Origin of the sequence: Kribbella sp. NPDC056345 (assembly GCF_042262745.1) — a bacterium.
Taxonomy (GTDB): Bacteria; Actinomycetota; Actinomycetes; order Propionibacteriales; family Kribbellaceae; genus Kribbella.
In genome coordinates, this window is record NZ_JBHJQQ010000023.1 from 16,765 (window position 1) to 37,313 (window position 20,549).

General features: G+C 67.3%; 20 protein-coding genes. 11 read left to right on the forward strand and 9 right to left on the reverse strand.

Annotated features, from left to right (window positions below):
• Window positions 1-152 precede the first annotated feature (152 nt).
• From ACFCV3_RS40635 to ACFCV3_RS40685, 11 genes are all read left to right on the forward strand, one after another.
• Window positions 153-1,409 carry an MFS transporter gene (locus ACFCV3_RS40635; RefSeq protein WP_376040300.1) on the forward strand — a complete coding sequence of 419 codons (1,257 nt, stop codon included), beginning with the start codon at window positions 153-155 and terminating at the stop codon, window positions 1,407-1,409.
• A complete protein-coding gene (locus tag ACFCV3_RS40640) occupies window positions 1,382-2,557 on the forward strand; it encodes a radical SAM protein (protein WP_376040303.1) in 1,176 nt (391 codons plus the stop codon). Before ACFCV3_RS40635 ends, ACFCV3_RS40640 begins: the two co-directional genes overlap by 28 nt.
• A gap of 1 nt (window position 2,558) precedes the next feature.
• Window positions 2,559-2,813: an acyl carrier protein gene (locus tag ACFCV3_RS40645; RefSeq protein WP_376040305.1), complete on the forward strand. Its 255-nt coding sequence runs from the start codon at window positions 2,559-2,561 to the stop codon at window positions 2,811-2,813.
• Complete coding sequence (locus ACFCV3_RS40650) at window positions 2,810-3,994, forward strand: hypothetical protein (RefSeq protein ID WP_376040307.1); 1,185 nt, start codon at window positions 2,810-2,812, stop codon at window positions 3,992-3,994. The genes ACFCV3_RS40645 and ACFCV3_RS40650 overlap by 4 nt, the downstream gene beginning before the upstream one ends.
• Window positions 3,984-4,955 (forward strand): Gfo/Idh/MocA family protein, encoded by a 972-nt coding sequence (locus tag ACFCV3_RS40655; protein ID WP_376040309.1) that lies wholly within the window; start codon window positions 3,984-3,986, stop codon window positions 4,953-4,955. The genes ACFCV3_RS40650 and ACFCV3_RS40655 overlap by 11 nt, the downstream gene beginning before the upstream one ends.
• Window positions 4,952-5,863, forward strand: coding sequence for a phosphotransferase family protein (locus tag ACFCV3_RS40660; RefSeq protein ID WP_376040311.1), 912 nt, complete (start codon window positions 4,952-4,954; stop codon window positions 5,861-5,863). The genes ACFCV3_RS40655 and ACFCV3_RS40660 overlap by 4 nt, the downstream gene beginning before the upstream one ends.
• Window positions 5,860-6,885, forward strand: a complete 1,026-nt coding sequence (locus ACFCV3_RS40665) for a hypothetical protein (RefSeq protein WP_376040314.1) — start codon at window positions 5,860-5,862, stop codon at window positions 6,883-6,885. Before ACFCV3_RS40660 ends, ACFCV3_RS40665 begins: the two co-directional genes overlap by 4 nt.
• Window positions 6,882-8,012: a condensation domain-containing protein gene (locus ACFCV3_RS40670; RefSeq protein WP_376040316.1), complete on the forward strand. Its 1,131-nt coding sequence runs from the start codon at window positions 6,882-6,884 to the stop codon at window positions 8,010-8,012. The genes ACFCV3_RS40665 and ACFCV3_RS40670 overlap by 4 nt, the downstream gene beginning before the upstream one ends.
• Window positions 8,013-8,086: 74 nt before the next feature.
• On the forward strand, window positions 8,087-8,869 hold the full coding sequence (locus tag ACFCV3_RS40675) for an ABC transporter ATP-binding protein (RefSeq protein WP_376040319.1): 783 nt from the start codon (window positions 8,087-8,089) through the stop codon (window positions 8,867-8,869).
• Window positions 8,866-11,349 carry an FtsX-like permease family protein gene (locus tag ACFCV3_RS40680; RefSeq protein WP_376040322.1) on the forward strand — a complete coding sequence of 828 codons (2,484 nt, stop codon included), beginning with the start codon at window positions 8,866-8,868 and terminating at the stop codon, window positions 11,347-11,349. Before ACFCV3_RS40675 ends, ACFCV3_RS40680 begins: the two co-directional genes overlap by 4 nt.
• Before the next feature lie 129 nt (window positions 11,350-11,478).
• Entirely contained in the window at window positions 11,479-12,339 is an 861-nt protein-coding gene (locus ACFCV3_RS40685) for a hypothetical protein (protein ID WP_376040325.1), read from the forward strand.
• A gap of 16 nt (window positions 12,340-12,355) precedes the next feature.
• Here ACFCV3_RS40685 and ACFCV3_RS40690 read toward each other — a convergent pair whose 3' ends face one another.
• The 9 genes from ACFCV3_RS40690 to ACFCV3_RS40730 are packed head-to-tail and all read right to left on the reverse strand — an operon-like array spanning window position 12,356 to window position 20,423.
• The gene (locus ACFCV3_RS40690) at window positions 12,356-13,141 is read right to left on the reverse strand and encodes a class I SAM-dependent methyltransferase (RefSeq protein WP_376040328.1); all 786 of its coding nucleotides are present in this window, start codon (window positions 13,139-13,141) and stop codon (window positions 12,356-12,358) included.
• Between the two features lie 39 nt (window positions 13,142-13,180).
• Complete coding sequence (locus ACFCV3_RS40695; RefSeq protein WP_132410364.1) at window positions 13,181-13,795, reverse strand: NADPH-dependent FMN reductase; 615 nt, start codon at window positions 13,793-13,795, stop codon at window positions 13,181-13,183.
• Window positions 13,796-13,853: 58 nt separating this feature from the next.
• Window positions 13,854-14,504, reverse strand: coding sequence for a DedA family protein (locus tag ACFCV3_RS40700; protein WP_376040331.1), 651 nt, complete (start codon window positions 14,502-14,504; stop codon window positions 13,854-13,856).
• Between the two features lie 39 nt (window positions 14,505-14,543).
• On the reverse strand, window positions 14,544-15,365 hold the full coding sequence (locus ACFCV3_RS40705; RefSeq protein ID WP_376040334.1) for a LamG-like jellyroll fold domain-containing protein: 822 nt from the start codon (window positions 15,363-15,365) through the stop codon (window positions 14,544-14,546).
• Window positions 15,366-15,387: 22 nt separating this feature from the next.
• Complete coding sequence (locus ACFCV3_RS40710) at window positions 15,388-16,413, reverse strand: LacI family DNA-binding transcriptional regulator (RefSeq protein ID WP_376040337.1); 1,026 nt, start codon at window positions 16,411-16,413, stop codon at window positions 15,388-15,390.
• Window positions 16,410-17,456 carry a Gfo/Idh/MocA family protein gene (locus tag ACFCV3_RS40715; RefSeq protein WP_376040340.1) on the reverse strand — a complete coding sequence of 349 codons (1,047 nt, stop codon included), beginning with the start codon at window positions 17,454-17,456 and terminating at the stop codon, window positions 16,410-16,412. Before ACFCV3_RS40715 ends, ACFCV3_RS40710 begins: the two co-directional genes overlap by 4 nt.
• The gene (locus tag ACFCV3_RS40720) at window positions 17,453-18,268 is read right to left on the reverse strand and encodes a carbohydrate ABC transporter permease (RefSeq protein WP_376040343.1); all 816 of its coding nucleotides are present in this window, start codon (window positions 18,266-18,268) and stop codon (window positions 17,453-17,455) included. The genes ACFCV3_RS40715 and ACFCV3_RS40720 overlap by 4 nt, the downstream gene beginning before the upstream one ends.
• Window positions 18,265-19,140 (reverse strand): carbohydrate ABC transporter permease, encoded by an 876-nt coding sequence (locus tag ACFCV3_RS40725; protein WP_376040346.1) that lies wholly within the window; start codon window positions 19,138-19,140, stop codon window positions 18,265-18,267. Before ACFCV3_RS40725 ends, ACFCV3_RS40720 begins: the two co-directional genes overlap by 4 nt.
• A complete protein-coding gene (locus ACFCV3_RS40730) occupies window positions 19,137-20,423 on the reverse strand; it encodes an ABC transporter substrate-binding protein (protein ID WP_376040349.1) in 1,287 nt (428 codons plus the stop codon). Before ACFCV3_RS40730 ends, ACFCV3_RS40725 begins: the two co-directional genes overlap by 4 nt.
• Between the last annotated feature and the right edge of the window lie 126 nt (window positions 20,424-20,549).

A 20,549-nucleotide genomic window follows, 5' to 3' on the forward strand; every position in this document is an offset into this window, starting at 1 on the left:
CAAAAATGAGAGTCCGTACCACTTGTCCCCGTCAGCCACGAATTCATGAAGCAGGGCTTGAGTAGCGCGACCTACCCGGTTAAGTTGTCCGAGCACTTCATTCAGGACTTGAAGAAAGGCCGGGGTTCAGCCAACGACGCTGGGGGCGACGGGTGCGCGGACGAACGATCACACGAACACGGCCGGCGGCCGATCTGTCGTGGTACTGGAGCAGTCAGACGGCGAGTTTCGTCGGTGACCGGCTGACCGGTTTTGCCGTTCCCAGTATCGCGATTCTGACGCTGGACGCGTCCAGCGCCGAGGTCGGCGTACTGTCCGCGCTGGGCTGGTTCGCCTACCCCGCGTTCGGGCTGGTGGCCGGAGCCGCGCTCTCCCATGTCCCCCGCCGCCGCGTGATGATCGCCGGCGAGACCGTCCGTTTCGCTGTCTTCGCGACGATCCCGCTGGCTGCGCTCCTCGGCGGTGCCGGGATGGGCCAGCTGTTCGTGGTGGTTGCGGTCGCCGGTGTCGCGATGGTGTTCGTGGATGTCGCGAGCCAGTCCTACCTGCCCGCACTGGTCTCCCCTGGCGGATTGGTCGGTGCCAACGCCAAGCTGCAGAGCTCGGACAGTGCCTCCAAGCTGGTCGGTCCAGCACTGGCCGGTCTGCTGCTCCGTACCACCGGCTCGACCGTCGGCCTGTTCCTGAGTGCCCTGCCCTTCCTGGCCTCGGCCTACGGCCGCACTCGCATCACGACGATCGAACCACCCGCAGAGCCGGCCCAGGAGCCCTTCCTGCAAAGGATCCGGACCGGCTTCGCGTTCGTGCGACACCACCCGGTACTGCGCAGACAGGTCGGAGCGGCCGCAGTTCGCAGCTTCGGCTCCGGCATGGTCGACGCCGTACTGCTCCTGTTCGCGTACCGCGTTCTCGGGCTCTCCAGCCTCGCCGGCGGCCTGCTGATCGCCGCAGGTTCAGTCGGCGGCCTGCTCGGCGCTTTCGTCGCCAACCGCCTCGCCAGCAAGCTGGGTACCCGCAGGGTGCTGCTGCTGACGAGCGTGGAAGCCCTGTGCTGGTTGGCGATTCCGCTCTGCCTCGTCACAGCACCTGCGGTCACGCTGGTGCTGATCCGAGTCCTCGCGGGCGGCTGGCTGCCGGTGTGGAACGTCGTGACCACCAGTGTCCGTCAGCAGGTCACACCGGCTGCGCTGCAGAGCACAGTGCACGCAACTGCCCGCACGCTCACCTCGTCCACCGTTCCGCTCGGCGCACTCACCGGCGGCTTCGCCGGCGGCGTACTGAGCACTCATCTCGGGGCCGCGACCGGTCTCGTCCTGGTACTCGCGACGGGAGGTGTGATCGCCGGAAGCAGTGCCCTACTCGCCACTCCACGGGAGGTCCGATGCGCCCCACCACGACCCGCACCCTGAACACCAAAGAGTTCGCCGACATCCTGCACACCGTCTCGATCCGGTCCAAGGCCCGCAAGAACCTGCTGACCGACCCCGAGTACGCCGCTCCGCTACCGCAGGAGGTCAGTCTGCAACTGACCTACCGCTGCAACCTGCGCTGTACCCACTGCTACCAGTGGAACGAGCAGGGCTTCTTCCGCGACTTCAGCTCCGAACGCCAGCGCACCGAGCTGGACCTGTCCGTCATCGAGGACGTGCTGAGGACGACCGCCGAGGTCCGCTCCAAGATGTTCCTCTGGGGCGGCGAACCGTTGATGCACACGAAGTTCGACGAAGTCGCGAAGCTACTGGAGAAGTACCCGCGGACCGTCAACATGTGCACCAACGGCCTGCTGTTCAAGCGCAAGGTCGACGACCTGCTCCGGATCGGCGAGAACCTCAACCTCCTGGTCAGCCTGGACGGTCTGGGCGAGGACCACGAGGCACTGCGTGGCCGCGGCACGTTCAAGCGGACCATGGAGAACATCCAGATGATGCTGGACCTCAAACGCGAAGGGAAGTGGGACGGCGAGCTTTCGCTGTCCTGCATGGTCTCCCACGTCACCGTGCACAAGATGTACGAGTTCATGGAGTGGGCCGAGGAGCTGGGCGTCAACACCGTCTACTTCCAGTTCCCCTGGTACATCAGCCCGTCGGTCGCGGAGGCGATGGACCGGCTCTACGAGCAGTCGTTCGCCTGGCTGGAGCCGAACACCGACACCAAGAAGCCCACCTGGCACTCGTACACCTACCAGCTGCCCGAGGAAGAGCTCCCCGCGCTGCGGGAGTCGATGGCCCGGCTGGCGTCCCGTGCCTGGAACGTGCGGCTGCGCTACCAGCCGCAGCTCGAGGACGACGAGGTCACCGACTTCATCCTCGGTACGTCGCGCCCCGCGCAGCACCGCAGCAAGTGCCTCGCGGTCTCCAACCGGATGGAGGTGCACGCCGACGGTGCGGTCAGCTCCTGCAAGTTCTTCCCGGAGTTCGTGGTCGGCAACCTCTACGAGCAGTCGGTCAGCGACCTGTGGCAGAGCCAGTCGTTCCGTGAGGTGCGCCGGATCATGTCCGAGAACGGAATGATGCCGGTCTGCTCGAAGTGCATCCTTCTCTACCTGAACGGAGTCTGAGGTGACCATCGAAGACCGCGTGAAGCTCGTGCTGGCCAAGGTGCTCGACAACGGCACGACCGCCGAGGAGATCGGCTCCGGCGCCGACCTGGTCGAGGAGTACGGTCTGGACTCGCTGCAGACGATCACGTTCCTGCTGGCGATCGAGGACGAGTTCGACCTCGAGCTCGACTATCCCAACCTCCAGCTGGACGATCTGCGATCGGTGCGGCAGTTCAGCGCCTTCGTGGAGCGGCTGGCCACTCCAGTGCAATGACGGTCCGCTTCGGGACGTTCGACGCGGAGACGTGGTGGCGGCCGGCCGACCTGGCCGAGCTGCCATCGGTCGGCGGCCGCGATCCGGCTGTCGATGCGATGGACGAGCTGCTGCTGGGTTTCTGCGCACCGGACGACCTGCTCATCACCCGGTATCCGATCCATCCGGACGTCCTGGCAGGTCATTCGGTTCGCCACGTTTCGGTCGGCGATCCGGGGCCTGGTCCGGTCGAGCGGTTCATCGATCCGGATCTGGTGCAGGGTGCGGACGTCGCGCCGTACGCCGTCCTGCCGGACACCTCTCAATTGGTCGGCGCGAGCCTGCCATCGAGCGAGGTCGTTGCCCGGGTCAACTCCAAGACCTGGTCGAACGAACTGGTGATCGAGCTCGGCCTCCCCGGCGCGGGCCGAGTCGTCCGCTCACCGGAGGAGCTGGTCACCGTCGTCACCGAGCTCGACTTCCGAGCCCTGGTGAAGGATCCGTACGGCGTCTCCGGTCGCGCTCTGCTCGAAATCTCCACCCCCGGCGTCCTGCGCGCGGTCGAGCGCGTGCTGCGCAAACAGGACCGCCGGGTCGAGCTGCTCGTCCAGGAGAAGCTGCCCAAGCTGCATGACTTCTCCGGCCACTTCATCGTGCACCGCGACGGTACGGCGGACTTCCTCGGCCTGCAGCAGATGACCAACAAAGGCTTCCGTCATCTCGGCTCCCACCGACCACCGACCGCCTTGGTCGACGAAGGCTGGTACGCCGAATCGCTGGCAGGTGTCACCGACGCGCTCGCCAAGGCCGGGTACTGGGGACCGGTCGGCGTCGACGCCATGCTGCTCGCCGACGGAACCGTCGTACCGGTCCTCGAGATCAATGCCCGCCAATCCCTCGGCCTACTCACCCTGCACCTGGATCAGCGGACCGACCTGACCGCCCACCTGTGGCAGCTCGAACTGAACGTTGCCCCAGGCAAGGGAATTACCGATGTGCTGACCGCCTTCGACGGCCTGCTCACCACCGGCGACGAGCCCGGCGTACTGGTGCTGAACGGCAGCACCCTCGCCGCGCCCGGCGGCCGGGTGTACCTGGCAATCTTCTGCCGCCCGGACGACCTCGGCCAGTGGCAACGCCGCTTGGTGACCGCGGTCGACGCCGCCGGCCTGACACCACGAGGGATGACCGATGCCGCTTGAGATCGGGCTGATCGGAGCCACCGGGATCGCTGCCCGCACCATGCTGGCACCGGCCACCACCGCGAACGCCCACGTCCGGGCGGTCGCCGCCAGTGACGCCGTACGAGCCAAGGAGTTCGCCAACCAGCACGGGATCGAGGTGGTGCACGAGAACTACGCAGCCCTGCTCGCCGACCCTTCGGTCGAAGCCGTCTACATCTCGCTGCACAACTCGGCCCACCACCGCTGGGCGGTCCGCGCGGCCGTCGCCGGGAAGCATGTGATCGTCGAGAAACCCTTGTGCCTCACCGCCGAGCAGGTCGCCGAACTGGAGTTCGCCGCCAACGGCACCGTCCAGGTGACCGAGGCCGTGGCGACGGCCAACCACGAGTGGCAGCAGGTGGTCCGCTCCTTCATCGACGACGGCCGCTACGGCGTACTGCGGTCCGTCCGCACTCGCATGACCTTCGCCGAACCGAAACCCGGCGGCTACCGCGACCAGCCCGAACTGGGCGGCGGCATCTTCTACGACTGCGCCAGCTACTGGCTCCAAGCAATCCAGGCCACAGTCGGCCTCACCACCGAAACCGACGCCGTCGAGGTCACCGGCGAATCCGCGTTCGACGGCCCCAACGGAGTAGACCGATCCTTCGTAGCCACCCTCCACTGGCCAGACGGCGCAACCGCCACCCTGGACTGCGACACAGGCCCGACCCACCTCTCTGAACACGTCTTCACCTTCGACCAGGCCACCGTCAAACTCCGCAACTTCCTCCGCCCGGTCCTAGGCCCCGTCCCCCTCAACCTGATCATCACCCCCACCACCGGCAACCGCGAAGTCATCACCTTCGCCCCCGTCGCCTACTACGAACGCCAACTGACCAACTTCGTCAACGGCACCTCAGACCTGACCGAAGCCATCCCCCGCATAGAACTGATGGACGCCATCTACGCCGACGCCCGTCGGAGGGGCACAGCATGAGCCATGACTCGGGTCGCCGCCCCCAGCCCCGCCCCCTGGACCCCGCGCATCTCGCCTCCTTGCTCACTCGGGCAGGTCGAGATCCTGCGGCACTTTCCACAGTCACGGAGCTTGCCGACGGCACCTACAACACCGTGCACCTGCTCACACATGCCGACGGTGACCTGGTACTGAAGGTGGCCCCGACCGGTCCCGGGCTCACGTATGAACAAGACCTCATCCAGACGGAAGCGACGTTCTACCAAGCGGCGCTCGGTAAAGCTCCGGTCCCCGAGGTCGTCGACTCCGGCCCCGACTTCCTCCTGATGACCGCACTCCCCGGCGTCACACTCCACAGCGTCTCCACCGAACGAGCGCAGTACCGGCGTGAGCTCGGAGCGATCGTCTCCAGCCTGCACGAAGTCACCGGCACCGACGGCTTCGGCTATCCACAACGCGGCTTCAAAGACTCGTGGAGCAAGGCCTTCCTAGCCATGTTCGACGACCTCCTGACCGACGCCGACCGGTACGACGTCGCCCTCCCGGCCAAGGTGACCCGCCAACTCGTCACCGACCGCACCGCCCTACTCGACTCGGTCAGCACCCCCCGCCTGATCCACTTCGACCTCTGGGACGGCAACATCCTGGTCGAGGACGGCCGAGTGACCGGCCTCATCGACGGCGAGCGCGCATTCTGGGGCGACCCGGTAGCGGAGTTCGTCTCACTCACTCTCTTCAGCGACGTCGACCCCGACCTCATCGCCGGGTACGGCGCTGACATCGACCGCGAACGCCTGTCCCTCTACCGCGTCTACCTCTACCTGATCATGCTCATCGAAGGCACCCCACGCGGCTACACCGGCCCCGACCACGCCGGTCTGGTCAAGCTGGTCGCGCGACACCTCGCCAAAGAACTGGCAGCACTGTGATCGAGATCCTCACCTCAGGCGTCGCGCTGGGCGTCCACGTCCCCGGTCTCCTACTAGCCGACCGCATCCGCGAACAAGGCGGCCAGGTCTCCGTCTCAGTCCTGGAACGGCTCATGCCGGCCAAGACCCTCGAAACCACCGCCCAGTCCAAGGTAGCCTTCCACCGCGACTTCCGAGTCGCCATGGCCGGCCAGAAGCTCGCCGGCAACGCCTCCCGCGCCGCAGACCCGGCAGCTGTCGACCAGCTCTTCAAAGACTGGCAATCCCGCGGAGTGACCCGCTTCATCGTCTTCTCCGGCTTCTGGCTCACCCTGCTCACCGACTACCTCGAACACCACGGACCGGTCGACGTAGACATCTGCCACGTGGACTCGGTCATCTCCCCCTCATTCCAGAAGGTCGGCACCCCGCCGTACCCGGTCCGGCACGTCAAGCTCGCCGACGCGGACGCCGGCACGATCCCCTGCAGCATCCCGGTCAGCCGCGACGCACCGATCGCCTGGACCGACCGCGACCACCGCCTGCTCGTACACGGCGGCGGCTGGGGCATGGGCACGTACCGCGAGTACGCCGCCGAGCTCGGCACCGTGGGGTTCGCACTGGACGTGGTCGCCTACGAGAAGCAGGACCTGACCTCAGACGGCGTCCGCTACTTCATGATCGACCCGGACTGGCATCCCTGGCTGGACGACGGCTATCCGCCGTTCGGACTCGCCGGGGAGGCGTTCGAACAGCGCACCGGTCACCATGGCTCATTCGACCTGTGTCGGCAGGCCCTGGCCACCGTCAGCAAGCCCGGCGGCGGCACACTGCTCGACTCACTGTGGTCCGCAACCCCACTCGTCCTACTCGAACCATTCGGCGCTCACGAGCAACGCAACGCCGACCTGTGGATCTCACTCGGCTACGGCATCTCCTTCGCGGACTGGGCCACCAAGGACTTCGCAGTCGACGTACTGCAAGACCTGCACGAGGCCCTGCTCAAAGCGGAGGTGCCTGACTACTCGGAGGCGCTGCTGTGAAGACCTCCTTATGGCAGACGTTCGCCTTACACCTGGACGCGAACCGACCAGGGTTCGCACGCGGACCGTGGTTCACGATGAACGCCGTACTCGAGCTGGACGGCGCACTGAACCCCAGCGCGCTCGCAGCAGCATTCCACGAGCTGCAGCGACGCCACGACGTACTGCGCACCGAGATCGTTGACCAGTCCCAGCTGATCCACCCTGCGCCGACAGCCGAGCTAGAGCTGGTAGACGCGGTTGAGACACACGCCGAAGTACCGCTCGCAGCCCCAGTCCGGCTGCGGCTGGCCGGCAACCGCCTCGCCCTCCACCTGCACCACATGGTCGCCGACCCGGTGACACTCTGGACCACCCTGGACGAGCTGGCCGCCCTCTACTCCGCCCAGCTGACAGGTGCCGCCGTACCGCCCCCTGCTGCGCAGTACGCCGACTACACCCTCAACGAAGCCGCACTGGTCGAACGCCAACGCGGTCCGGCCAGCGACTGGTGGCAGGCCCGACTCACCGACGCCAAGCCCTGCCCCCAACCACCCGCCCAGCCAGCCAAGCCCTTCGCCTACCGCGACCAGCTACTCACCCCCTCCGAGCTGACCGCGGTCAACCAGCGAACCCTGCACCAACGCAGTACGCCGCTAGTCACCCTGCTCGCCGCACTAGCCGCCGGCATGACGCCGTACGTCGGAGCCGGTGACACCCTGGTCTTCGCCACCCTGTTCAGCAAACGCGACCGCCCCCAGTGGCAACGCGTACTCGGCCCCTGCATCGTCCCGTCCGTCCTGGCCATCCCCCGCGACGCCGACATCGCCACAGTCCGCGAAGCAGTAGTCGGCTGCAGCCGCCACGCCCGCTTCCCCGTCCTGGAAGCCGACGTCCCACCCCGCTCCCCCTTCTTCGAATACGTCCCCCAGCAGTGGCCCCCCGGCTACCACTTCGGCCCAGTCCAAGCCTCAATCACAGCCGTAGCCGGCCCCAAGGACACCGGCCTGGCCGACATCCTCGGCATCCGCCTCCGCCCCACAACCACCAACGCCCTAACCGGCCACTTCAGCGGCGACGGCACCGACTGGACCGAGCCCCTGGTCTCCCAGGTCTGCGCAGGTATGCGCAACCACCTGGTGTCCTAGGTGGTGTTTGCACCACCATCGACCACGTCTCAGCACCCTGGGGTGGAGGGTGGAGGATCCGTAGCGTCCTGGGTATGACGAAGAGGCGGCAGGACGCCGCGGTCCGCAGCGAGCATTCAGTGGTACTTCAGGATGTACGGCGGGTCTACGGCCGGGGTGGCAACAGCGTCATCGCACTCGACGGGGTGAGCATCGGATTCGGGCGCGGTACGTTCACCGCGGTGATGGGGCCGTCGGGTTCCGGTAAGAGCACCTTCCTGCATTGTGCGGCGGGTTTGGATCGGCCTACGTCGGGTTCGGTTCTGATTGACGGGCTGCCGTTGGCCGGGATGAACGAGCGACAGCTCACCGAGCTGCGTCGTGAGCGGATCGGGTTCGTGTTCCAGTCGTTCAACCTGCTGCCCGCGCTGACGGTCTGGCAGAACGTCGTACTGCCGCAGGAGCTCGACGGTCGGCGGCCGAACAAGGCGGCGGTCCGTGAGGTGCTCGAGCGGGTGGGCCTCGGCGACAAGCAGCGGAACCGCCCGGGCGAACTGTCCGGTGGTCAGCAGCAGCGCGTCGCGATCGCCCGCGCGCTGGTCGCCCGCCCGGCGGTGATCTTCGCCGACGAGCCGACCGGCGCCCTCGACACCCAGACCGCGGCCGACGTCCTCGAACTGCTCCGCGAACCGGTCCGCACCCAGGGTCAGACCGTGGTGATGGTCACCCACGACCCGGTCGCCGCGTCGTACGCGGACCAGGTCGTCTTCCTCGCCGACGGACGTCTCGCCGGAAGTTTGATCGCCCCGACCGCCGAGCAGGTCGCCGACCGGCTGACGCACCTCGGTGCGCGCGGGAAGCTCGCGGTGACCGGATGATGCGCCTCGCCATCCGCACCCTGCGCTTCCGCAAGGGCGGGTTCATCGCGACCTTCGTCGCGGTCGTCTTCGGTACGGCGATCGTGATGGCCTGCGGCGGTCTGATGGAGACCGGTATCCGCTCGAACGTCGAACCCCAGCGACTGGCCGCGGCCCCGATCGTGGTCACCGGCCAGCAGTCGCACAAACCACCGGGCGCCGACGAGGACACCGACGCCTTCCCACTGACCGAGCGAGTCGGGGTACCGGCTGAGTTGGTCACCAGGATCCGCGCGGTCGAAGGGGTCACGGGAGTGATCGGCGACCGCAGCTTCACGGCTCCGCTGGTCACACCATCCGGGTCAGTGGTTGCCGAAGGCCACAATTGGGCGAGCGCTGCGCTGGCGCCGTACAAGCTGGTGAGCGGTCGGGCACCCGGCGTCGGCGAGATCGTCAGCACCAGCGGCAAGCTGGGCGACCGGGTGCGTGTGCTGGCCAACGGGGTGCCCCAGAGCTTCACGGTCAGTGGCATCGCCGCGGCTCCGGCTGGTCACACCTTCTTCAGTGAGCCTGATGCCGCGCGGCTCAGCCGGATGCCCGACCGGTACGCCGACGTCGGCGTACTGGTTGCCCCTGGCACCGACGTCGACGCGGTCAAGGACCGGATCGAGGCACTCGGGAACGTGACCGCACTGTCCGGAATCGACCGTGGCCTGGCCGAGCACCCGGGCACCGGCGGACAGCGGGAGGCGCTGATCGCGATCGCCGGTTCGTTCGGCGGGATCGCGGTGATGACGATGATGTTCGTCGTCGCGTCCACGCTGGCGCTGTCGGCGCAGCACCGGGAGCGCGAGTTCGCCCTGCTGCGCGGGATCGGCACCACACCTGGTCAGGTACGGCGGATGATTCTCGGCGAAGGCCTGCTCGTCGCCCTGCCGGCCGTTGCCTTCGGCATCATGCCGGGGATGCTGCTCGGGCGGTTCCTGTTCGACCAGCTCGCCGAACACGGTGTCGCGTCGCCGGTGATCTCGTTCTACCAAGGCCTGATTCCGTTCGCGGCCGGTGCCGGTGCTGCGGTCCTCGCGGTGATCGGTGCGGCCCTGATCGCGGCTCGCAAGTCGGCCAAGATCAAGCCCGTTCAGGCGCTGATGGAGGCCTCGCTGCAGCGTAAGTGGTTCAGCTGGGTGCGGTTGATCGCCGGCCTGCTGTTCCTCGGCGGTGGTATGGCGCTGATGATCGTGACGGCAACCGTGATGGTCGGCCCGCTCGCCGGTGCCACCGCCGGCCCGTCCGTCCTGTGCTGGGCGATCGGTGTCGCGCTGCTCGGCCCCTTCTGGACCAAGGCCGCTCTGCTGCTGTGGCGTTGGCCGGTGCAAGCACTCAGCCGGGTCAACGGCCGACTGGCGATTCGCAACGTCTCGGTCCGCTCGGTGGCGATGTCGGCCGCTGTGATGCCGGTGATGCTTGCCGTCGGCATCTCCACCGCCAACCTCTACATGCAGACCACCCAGGTCGACGCCGCCTCCAAGGCCTTCACCCGCGACCTCAACGCGGACGTCGTCCTCACCTCGGCGACCGGCATGTCCCCGCAACTCGTGCAGCAGATCCGCGCCGTACCAGGTGTCAGCGGTGCGTCGGCGTACGTCCGCAGCACCGGCGTCATCGACGAACCCCGCAACGCACCCTTCGACGACGACGGCGCCCCACTCATCGGCGTCGACGCCCAGGACGCGAACGGCCCGGCCCCGGTCCGAGTCACCGACGGATCTCTTGCCGGCCTGACCGGCTCGACCGTCGCGCTGCCCGAGTACGTGGCGCAGAAGATCAACCGCGGCGTCGGCTCGACCATCACCGTGACCTTGGGCGACGGCACGTCCGTGAAGCTCAGCGTGGTCGCGATCTTCGCCGCCGAACGCGGTTACGAAAGCATCGTCCTCCCCACAGCCCTCGTCACCGCCCACACCACCGACGGCCTGATCCGCCAGATCCTCGTCCGCACCACCCCTGGTGGTGACCCCGGCCCGGCACTGACCAAACTCGCTGCCACCCATCCCGGCGTACAGGTCGCCGACCGCGAAGCCCTCGTCTCCGCCAACGCCGAGGACCAGAAAACCCAAGCGTGGGTCAACTACATGCTCGTCGGCATGCTCATCGCCTACACCGCAGTCTCGGTGGTCAACACCCTCGTCTCCACCACCCTGCGCCGCCGCCGCGAGTTCGCCCTCCAACGCCTCACCGGCTCAACCCGCGCCCAAGTCCTCCGCATGCTCACCGCCGAAGGCGCCCTCATCACCCTCTCCGGCATCACCCTGGGCACCCTGGTAGCCCTGGCCGCCCTCATCCCCTTCTCCGCCAAGGTCGCCAACTCCCTCCCCACCGGCCCCTTCTGGATCTACCTCCTGATCATCGGAGCCGCCACCCTCCTGACCTTCACCTCCACCCTCGTCCCCGCCGTCGCCTCCCTCCGCCAACCCCCCACCCAACCCACCCACGCCGACTAACAGGGTTATCCACAGGGCGCTCTGCAGGGTCACACCGATTGGCTCATGCTGGGGCGAATGGAATGGTGGTGGCACCGACAACTAGCCGACGATGGAATCCAGGAACTCATCCGTAGCCAGCACCAGATCGTGTCGCGCGTCCAACTGCTCTCAGCAGGCTGGACGAGCGACCGCATCAGGCAGCGGATCCGCAACCGCCGCTGGCAAACCATCCACCCCGGCGTCTATGCGACCCACAGCGGCCCCATCGGGTACGACGAACGCCTGATCGCCGGCCTCCTGCACGCCGGCCCCACCGCCGCCTGGAGCCACTACACCGCAGCCGAACAACTCGGCCTTCTGAAGCCCTCCCCCGATCGCCCGGTCCACGTGACCATCCCCGACCACCGCTCCCTCATCCGACGCCCCGGCCTCGTCATCCACCGCGACATCCACTGGGCCGACCGACTCGCGCGCGCCACCCCGCCCCGCCGTACCGCCGCCCACGCGGTCCTCGACATCGTCGGAATCACCCGAACCCTCGACGAAGCAGCAGCAGTCATCGCCGAAGCGTGCCAATCCGGCCGAGTACACCCCACCACCATCGCCGCGGCCCTGACCACCCGAGGCCGACTCCGCCACGGCCGTTCACTCCGGCCGATCCTCGCCGATGTCGCCGCCGGCTCCCACTCCCTCCTCGAACTCCGCTACATCCGAGACGTCGAACGCCGCCACGGCCTCCCCACCGGCCACCGCCAACGAGCCATCGACCGAGAGTTCACCGACGTGTACTACGACGGCTTCGGACTGGACGTAGAACTCGACGGCCGCCTCCACCACATCCCGCACCAGCGCTGGCGAGACCTCGACCGAGACAACAGAGCCACCCTCCGCGCCGAAACCACCCTCCGCTACAGCTGGCTCGACATCACCACCGCCCCTGCAGCCCCACCTGCCCAGTCCGCTAACCGATGGATTTTCGTCATCGAGTCCCCAAAATCCATCGGATAACGCAACCCCAGCCCGGCTAGAGGGGTTTGGTGGCTTGGCAGGTTAGGAGGAGGGGGATGGGGTTGCCGGGGAGGTGCCAGAGGCCTTCGGGGGTTGGGCGCATGGTGGGGCGGCGTTGGCGGAGGTCTACTGGGAGTTCGTCGACGCGGGTGATGTGGAGGCCGGCGGTGATGAGGGCGTTGAGTAAGCCGCTGATGGTCCAGGGCCAGGTGGTTTGGGTGTGGGTGGGGAGGTCCTGGCCGGTGTAGCTGGAAGTGACCTGGGATTGGCGGGGCTGGGTGCGGAAGTACGACGAGGTGATGCGGAGGTCGTCGTCGACCTGAGCCTGTTGGGGGTGGAACTCGCCGACGAACAGCATCCCGCCCGGTCGCAGCAGCCGCGCCACGACGCGCGCCCATTCGGTCAGGTCGGGCAACCACACCAGTACGCCGTACGTCGCGATCACGATGTCGTACTGCTCCCCCAGTACGTCGGCCGCGTCGTACACGTCCGCCTGTACGAACCGCGCGTCCAGGCCCACCTCATCCGCCAACCGCCGAGCCGCCTCGACAGCCGAACCCGAGAAGTCCAGACCGGTCACCGAAGCCCCGAGCCGAGCCCAGGACAGCGTGTCGAGGCCGAAGTGGCACATCAGGTGCAGGAGCCGCTTACCCCGCACGTCACCAAGCGCCTCCAGCTCAAACGGGCGCAGCGAACTCCCGCCGGCGCGGAAGCCGTCCACGTCGTACAGGCCGGCGCCGCTCGTGTGCGCCTCGGCCCGCAGGTCCCAGCCGGCCCGGTTCCCCTCCACGCGCTCATCCATACGGCCACGCTAGATCCCGCGACCGCAGGCCGCGACCGGTTAACGCAGAGGCGTCGGCTCGGCGACGGGCTGGAGGGCGATCGTGGTGGCCTGGATGATGCCGGCGTTGGCGCGCAGCCAGCTGGCGAGAACGACCTGCAGATCCTCCAGATCGCGCTCCTCCAGAATCACGCCAGGCACCGGCACACTCGCACCGAGCTCGGCCAGAACCGGGCGCAGATGCTGATCAGCGAGCAGCTTGTGACTGGGCGCGGCCGACACAGTGACCGGTACGACGACCGCCCCGGCCAGCGCACGAGCGGGGAGCACATCCAGGAAGCTCTTCAGCAGCCCGGTGTAGCTGCCCTTGTAGACCGGTGTCGCGATCACGATCACCGACGCCGAGGCGGCCAGCTCGATCGCGCTGTCGAGCGCAGTCCGATCCGCCTCACTGGCCGCGTCCCCCTGGAAGATCGCCGGGGCGATCGTGACCAGGTCGACCAGCTCGTCGATCCGGTACGGCGTTCCCAGCTCGGAGGCGAGGAGTTCCGCGACCGAGGCCGCGGCGGCCGCCGTACGGGAGCCGGCTTTGGGGTTGCCGACCACGGTGACCACGGACTGGGGCCAGACCGGTGGGTCCTCGACGACCTGTGGTTCGAACGCGATTGAGGGCATCTGACCCAGCTCCTGACCATCGGCAGTGATGGATCGAGCGTAGTCAAAGTCCAGCCCGCTACTCGACTTTCTCAGATGCTGAACTGCGGCCGCGCAGCTTGACAATCACGAACCAGGCCACCGCGGCGACCGCAGCGCCCAGGACGACCCACTGGAAGACACCGACCGACGACTCCACCACGTGCCACCGCTCACCCAGCTGGTACCCGGCCACGATCAGCAATGTGTTCCAGATCCCGCTCCCGATCGTGGTCAGCAGCAGGAACAGCGGCACGGACATCCGCTCGACGCCGGCCGGCACCGAGATCATGCTGCGGACGATCGGCACCAGCCGGCCGATCAGCACCGCCTTCGGGCCGTGCCGGATGAACCACTCCTCGGCCTTGTCGATGTCCTCGACCTTCACCAGCGGGATCTTCCCCGCCAGCGCGCGAGTCCGGTGCCGGCCCAGGACCGCACCCACGCCGTACAGGGCGAGCGCGCCGACGACCGAGCCGAGCGTGGTGAAGAGGATCGCGGCGGCCAGACCGAGGTCGCCCCGGCTGGCCGCGAACCCGGCCAGCGGCAGGATCACTTCACTGGGCAGTGGTGGAAACAGGTTCTCCAAGGCGACGGCCAGGCCCGCGCCAGGCGCGCCCAGCTTCTCCATCAGATCGATGGCCCAGCCGGCGATGCCCGTCGGTTCCTCAGCCGCTTGGAGAGCAATCATGCCGCCAAAGTACCCATCAGGGACAACCCTGAGTCGCCCCTACATCGCGTTGTGATGTGCAGTGATCCGGGTTGCGGACAGCTCTTTGTTGTACACGGCCACTTTGCCCACCGCGCCCTGGAAGTAGGACAGGAAATCACGCGTGCCAACGCGGAACGGCGCCGTACCGTCGCTCGGCACGATGACCGTGCCGGAGATGCTCAGGTCATCGGTGTCGCGCAGTACGCCGTCCCGGTAGATCTTCGTGTACCCATTCGGGTACGTCGTACTCTTCGCGTTCGCGTTGATCACCAGCACATAGTGGATCCAGGTCCCCGCGGTGATCGCGTCCTGGAAGTAGGAGCCCGCGCCCAGTCCACCGGTGTTGTTGAACAAGTAGCCGGAGATCCGGTTCGGCCGGTTCTCGGTGTTGGTCAGCGAGTACATCCGCGACACGTACTCGTGCTGCCCTGCCTCGCCCTTGCCCATCCAGTGCACGTAGCCGCTGCCCTGCACGTGCGGGAACTCGAGTGTGTCCGGCCGCATCCACGCCTCCAGCGTGAACGCCCCAGTCGTCGCCGGGCTCAGCTTCGCGTTGTCCGCAACCTGGAAGTACCCCGTGGCACCGTCGAACGCGGTCGCGGCGTCGCCGTTCGGCAAGGTGGTGGCCGACCGAGTCCCGCCGTACGCGCCGGTCAAGGCAGGCCCACCCGCGACCGAGGCTTCCGTGCTCGACCCCGGCTGAGCCAACCGCCAGAAGGCGACCGGACTGTCCACCAGGACCGCGGAGTCATAGGCGCTGACGCACGCCCCGGCGGTGCCTGTTGAAAGCAGCGACGCAGTGACAATCATGGCAATCACAGCAACCGCGAGTCGGTACATGGTTCCCCTCCCAAAGCGCTGTTCAGTCGGAACGCGACCGCGGCGCGGCCGTCGAGTGCCGGCGGACGACCGTGGCTTTGACGCCCACGGACTCCTCCTGCACGCCCACCTCCGGGCCCGGCCCCGCGACCGGTCCCGAACTGTCGAGCAGCCGCGAGATCGCCAGCTGGCCGACCCGGGCGCTCTGCCCGGTGACAGTGGTGAGCCCGGGGTGCACGAGCTCGGAGAGGATGTCGTCGTGCCCCGTCACGCTGACGTCCTCAGGCACGGACTTGCCGCGCCGACGTAGTCCCTCGACCAGCCCGGCAGCCAGTACGTCGTCGAACGCCATCACCGCGGTGATCCCCAGCTCGAGCACCTGGTCCGCAGCCAGTACGCCGTCCGCGTGCGTACCGTCGGTCGGATCGAGCCGCACCAGCTCGATCTCGAGCGCCCGCGCCCGGTCGGCGATCGTGCGGGCACGCTGCTTGTTCGACCACGAACCTGCCGGCCCTGGCAGGTACCCGACCCGGCGATGCCCTTGCTCGACCAACTCGTCCAGCAACTCGCGAAGCGCCGACCGGGAGTCCGTGTACACGCTCGGGATGCCTTCGACGATCCGGTTCACCAGGACCAGCGGCACGATCCCGCTGATCTCGCGGATGTGTGAGGCGGTCATCCGCGGCGCGCACAGGATCACCCCGCGACTCTGCTGCGCGAACTGCTCACAGACCTCGCGCTCGATATCCGCGTTGTCGTCGGTGTCCGCGACGAAGATGCCGGTCTGGTGACCGCGCGACACCTTCTGCGCGGCCTTCAGCAGGGTGGTCATGTACGGGTTCGAGATGTCCGGGACGACCAGCCCGATATTGGGCGACGTACCGGTGATGAGGGAGCGGGCCATCACGTTCGGCGTGAACCGCAGCCGGCGGGCGACCTCCCGGACCCGATCGGACGTCTCGGGCGAGATGCGGCCGGGACTGGAGAACACCCTGGAGACGGTCGAGATCGAGACTCCTGCTGCCTCTGCAACGTCTTTGAGAGTTGCGGGCTTGGTCCTTGGTGTCACTTGGTCGCCTCCCGGTCCACACGCCGGGCCGGCCGACGGGCCCAGCCGGACCCCAGCTCGGCGAAGAGGTTACCAGTGTCGACGACGCGTTCGACGAGGTCCGAGATACCAGTGGTCCTGTGGATACGGACCGGTTCGCCGGCCGCGACCGCCTGATTGACCACCGAGACGAACGGCCGTACGGCGTCCAGGTCGATCAGGGGATCCGGCGTACCGTCGACGTTCTTGAGTGCCTCAAGCAACGGATGCGCGTCGCCCTGGTGTGGAACGGTGATCCGGCCGCGGGTCCCGTGCACGGTGATCGCCGGTGGTCTGACAACGTCGGCAGCAGTCGTCCCTACTGCGACAACCACCGGTCCATGAGACGAACGGATCCGCAGTACGCCGGTGTCGTCGCCGGTGATGTCGTGCACGGAGTAGAGATCGGCCTCCACGCTTTCCGGCCTCCAACTCGCGTCGATCCGGCGGGCCAACGTCAAGGCGGTGTGCACGACATGAGCGAGCGGATTGAACAGCACACCGTCGAAGACCGCCTCACCATCGACGTACCACGCCCCGGCCCACGGACTCCGTGTGTAGTACGAGTCGGGTCGCGACAAGCAGCCGTGCCCGGTGATCCGTTCGACCTCGCCGACCTCGGGCAGCAACGACTCCACCCGTTCGACAACAGCGCGCGCCTGCTGGAAGCCGACCTCGGCCCGGCGCCGCGGTTCGATCGCCCGGAGCGCGTCCAGCTGGGACAGCAGCGGTACCGGGGGCTTCTCCAAGTACAACGCGCTACCGGATCGCAGCACCTGCTCAGCAAGCGCGAAGTGCGTGTGCGGCGGCGTCGCCACGACCGTCAGATCAACAGCCAGCCCGTCTAGCGTCGGCAACAACTGCAGGTCGGCTTTGTCGACAAGTCGTCGCGTCTCGGCATCGAAGGTCAGATCGACCAGCGCGGCCAGCCGGAGCAGCCCCTCACCCTGCCAAGCGAGCAGCTGCTCCAAGTGCCGTCGCCCGTAACCCGACGTACCGACGAGGGCGACCGAGGGGACGCTCATCCCTTCAGCGCTCCTTCGGCCAGCCCACGGAAGACCTGCTTCTGCATGACGAAGTAGACGAGCAGCGGCGGCAGCATGACCACGATCGCCGCGGCCGAGATCACCCGCTGGTCGGCCGAGAACGTCCCGGACAGGTACTGGACACCGACATTCACCGGATACTTCGACGGATCGCTCAACGACACCAGCGGCCAGATGAAGTGATCCCACGCATCGAGGAACCCGAGTACGGCGATGACTGCGATCGAACCGCGGACCGATGGCAGCATGATGTGCCAGAACACCTGCAACGGCCCGGCACCGTCCATGTCAGCAGCCTCGGCGAGCTCACCGGGGATCCGGATGAACGCTTGGCGCATCACGAAGATCGACACGATCGACACCGCCTGCGGCAGCACGACGCCGATCAACGTGTCGTTCAGGTGCAGCCCGCGCGACACCAGCAGGGTCGACACCAGGATGACCTCGAACGGCAGCACAGCCGTTGCCAGCAGCACCGTTGTGTACAGCGCCCGGCCACGGAACGGGATCCGGGCCAGCGCGTAGCCGGTCAACGTGGCGAGCACCAGGTTGGTGATCATCCCGAACGCCGCGATCTGCAGCGAGTTGCCGACGTACCGGAGCAGGGGGATCTCGGTGAAGGCGGTCGCGAAGTTGTCGAGGGTAGGGTGCTTGGGCAACAACGTGCCGGGGAATCCGACCGCCGATTCGCCGGAACTCTTCAGCGACATCGTGACCTGCCACAGCAGCGGCGCCAGGACGGTGCCTGCGGCAAGGATCATCAGCGGCCAGCGGATCAGTTTCTCCCTCATGCACGGGCCTTTCGCGAGATGAGCCAGCTGATGCCGGAGACCGAGAGCACGAAGGCGAACAGCATCAGACTGATCGCCGAGGCGTAGCCCGCGTCGGTGCCGGGCGCGATGCCCTTCTGGAACAGGTAGACGACGATCGTCTCGGTCGAGTCACCCGGACCGCCGCCGGTGATGACGAAGGGCTCGGTGAAGACGCGCAGGGTCGCGATCGACGCCAGGATCGTGATCATGATCGTCGTACCGCGGATCTGCGGCAGCGTCACGCTGGCCGTCCGCCGCAACCAGCCGGCGCCGTCGAGCTGACCGGCCTCGTCCAGCTCGGGCGAGACGTTCTGCAGCGCGGCGACGGTGATGAGGGTGTAGAGCGCGCAGCCCTTCCAGACCGTGACCAAGGTCAGGCTGAGCAGCGCCAGTGTCGGATCATTGAGGAACGGCACCGGCGCGCTGACGATGTGCAGGCCCTGGAGGACCTCGTTCACCAGGCCGTCGGAGTTCAGCAGGTACTGGAACACGACCGCGATCACGGCCAGCGGCAGCACCATCGGCGAGAACAGCAGTGACCGTACGACGCCCGAGCCGCGCAGGCGCGTGTTGACCAGGACCGCGAGGCAGGTCGACATGATCGTCAACGCCGGGACCGCGATCACCATGTACACGAAGGTGCGGCCGACCGCGTTCCAGAACTCCCCGTCCGCCAGCAGGTCGGAGAAGTTCGCGAGCCCGGTGAACGTGCCGCCGCCGATCGTGCTCGCGTTGGTGAACGCCAGCACGAACGTGTTGGCCAGCGGCACGAACAGGAAGGTGACCTGCAGGACGAGCGCGGGACCGACGAAGAACAGCGGCACGTACCAGCGGTACTTGCGGGATCTCACTGGCGGCGGTCCTTGAGGATCTTCGTCAGCTTGGTCTCGGCCTCGGCCAGCGCCGCGGCGGGCTCGGCCTTGCCGATGATCGCCGGCTGCACCGCGGACCACAGGGTCTTCGCGTACTCCGCGTCGACCGCCGCCGGCTTCACGATCGTCTTGCCGTCGTGCAGGCTGGCCGCCGCGATCTTCCGGGCCGCGACCGTCAGATCCGTGTCGTCACCGGAAGTGAAGTACGCGTCGTTCAACGAGGTCAGCGTGCTCGGGACGACACTCGACTGCTTGCCCAGGGCAAGCTGATTCTCCGCCGAGGTGACGAACTTCGCGAAGGCCAGCGCCGTGGCCGGATTCGCGGACTTCTTCGGTACGGCGAGCCCGTGCGCGACCACCCAGGTGCGTTCGGCCGCATCACCGAGTGGTTTGCCGACAGCAACTTCGCCGTACACGGCCGGTGAGTTCTGCTTGACGATCTTCAGGCGCGAACCGCCCGCCTCCAGGTACGCCGTTCTGCCGTCGGAGAAGGTCTCGATCTCGCTGCGCTCCTTCGCGCTGACGCTGTCCTGCGGGATGCCGCCGGCCTGGTACAGCTCAGCCAGCGCGGCCACGAACTTCTGCGCCTCGGGCGTGTTCACCTTCGCTTCGGTCGAGTCCTCGTTGACCAGCGGTACGCCGATCGTCAGCAGCGAACTGGGGAATCCGGTCTCGGTCGGCTGGAACCCGGCGACCTTGGCCTTGGCCGCGATCTGCTTCGAGCGATCGATCAGCTCGTCGTAGTTCACCGGGGCCGGTTGTCCGGCCAGGCCCGCCTTCTTCAGGACGCCCTGGTTGGAGATCAGGACCGGAGTGTTGAGGTACCACGGGAGCGCGGCGATGGAGTTTCCCGTGTAGGCGAAGGAGTTCCAGGCCGAGGGGACGTAGGTGTCCTTGACGTCCTTCGCCGCCGCGGCCATGTCGACGACCAGTTCCCGGCGGCCGAGGGGCGCCAGTGTGGCGGTGTCGAGGTCCATCACGTCCGGCAGTTTGCCGGTGACCGAGTCGGCGCTGACCTTGCGTGCGGCGGCATCACTCGGGATGTCGGTCCACTCGACCTTGGTGCCCGGGTGTGCCTTCTCGAAGGCGGCGATCAGGCCGTGCAGGTAGTCGTCGAAGGTCGGCGACAACTGGATGGTCTGGAAGGTGATCGCCCCCTTCACCTCACCCGAAGTGTCGGCCTCGGGCGGGGTGGATCCGCCGAGACCGCAGCCGGTGAGCAGCAGCGCCGTACCGGCCGCTGCGAACCAGGTCTTTGCCATGGGAACCCCTCTCGGATGTCCGGTCTGTGCAAACCTTTGACAAACCGTAGTCGTACAGTAGGCTCGGGATCTCCAGTGGTCAACGGATAGCTGCCCATGAATTCCTTCCGTGATCGCCGTTCTGTG

Bases quoted from the DNA above. Each gene is read 5' to 3' on its own strand.
- ACFCV3_RS40640 (WP_376040303.1), top strand. From the start codon at position 1,382: ATGCGCCCCACCACGACCCGCACCCTGAACACCAAAGAGTTCGCCGAC.
- ACFCV3_RS40650 (WP_376040307.1), top strand. From the start codon at position 2,810: ATGACGGTCCGCTTCGGGACGTTCGACGCGGAGACGTGGTGGCGGCCG.
- ACFCV3_RS40655 (WP_376040309.1), top strand. From the start codon at position 3,984: ATGCCGCTTGAGATCGGGCTGATCGGAGCCACCGGGATCGCTGCCCGC.
- ACFCV3_RS40660 (WP_376040311.1), top strand. From the start codon at position 4,952: ATGAGCCATGACTCGGGTCGCCGCCCCCAGCCCCGCCCCCTGGACCCC.
- ACFCV3_RS40675 (WP_376040319.1), top strand. From the start codon at position 8,087: ATGACGAAGAGGCGGCAGGACGCCGCGGTCCGCAGCGAGCATTCAGTG.
- ACFCV3_RS40680 (WP_376040322.1), top strand. From the start codon at position 8,866: ATGATGCGCCTCGCCATCCGCACCCTGCGCTTCCGCAAGGGCGGGTTC.
- ACFCV3_RS40690 (WP_376040328.1), bottom strand. From the start codon at position 13,141: ATGGATGAGCGCGTGGAGGGGAACCGGGCCGGCTGGGACCTGCGGGCC.
- ACFCV3_RS40695 (WP_132410364.1), bottom strand. From the start codon at position 13,795: ATGCCCTCAATCGCGTTCGAACCACAGGTCGTCGAGGACCCACCGGTC.
- ACFCV3_RS40700 (WP_376040331.1), bottom strand. From the start codon at position 14,504: ATGATTGCTCTCCAAGCGGCTGAGGAACCGACGGGCATCGCCGGCTGG.
- ACFCV3_RS40705 (WP_376040334.1), bottom strand. From the start codon at position 15,365: ATGTACCGACTCGCGGTTGCTGTGATTGCCATGATTGTCACTGCGTCG.
- ACFCV3_RS40715 (WP_376040340.1), bottom strand. From the start codon at position 17,456: ATGAGCGTCCCCTCGGTCGCCCTCGTCGGTACGTCGGGTTACGGGCGA.
- ACFCV3_RS40720 (WP_376040343.1), bottom strand. From the start codon at position 18,268: ATGAGGGAGAAACTGATCCGCTGGCCGCTGATGATCCTTGCCGCAGGC.
- ACFCV3_RS40730 (WP_376040349.1), bottom strand. From the start codon at position 20,423: ATGGCAAAGACCTGGTTCGCAGCGGCCGGTACGGCGCTGCTGCTCACC.